Source organism: Allobosea sp. ASV33 (assembly GCF_016428755.1).
Classification (GTDB): domain Bacteria; phylum Pseudomonadota; class Alphaproteobacteria; order Rhizobiales; family Beijerinckiaceae; genus Allobosea.
This window is the reverse complement of the sequence record NZ_JAELTI010000385.1, coordinates 1-297: the sequence shown is the minus strand read 5'-3', so window position 1 is coordinate 297 and position 297 is coordinate 1. Positions and strand designations below refer to the sequence as shown.

Annotated in this window: 1 protein-coding gene; it reads left to right on the top strand. The window is 57.9% G+C overall.

Annotation, left to right across the window (positions count from 1 at the left end; translation table 11 throughout):
* On the top strand, nucleotides 1-297 hold a 297-nt coding region (locus tag JHD80_RS28330; protein WP_199094000.1), incomplete at both ends, for an NAD(P)/FAD-dependent oxidoreductase.

Here is a 297-nt window from a genome sequence, read left to right as displayed (position 1 = left end):
AAGGTGAAGAGGTTGCGTTGGTCGGCGGGGGGAACTCTGCCGGGCAGGCGGTGGTATACTTGGCCCCCAAGGTGAAACGCCTTCACCTGGTGATCCGCCGTCGCGATCTCGAAGCGACGATGTCGCGATATCTGATCGATCGGATTGCAGCGTTACCAAATGTCGAGATCCACCCGGAGACGGAAGTGCTTTCTCTCGAGGGAAGCAAACAGCTTGGTCTGACGGGCGCCACATTCGGTAACCGCACGACTCGAGCCACACATCATCGCACGCTGCGACACCTATTCTTGTTCATTG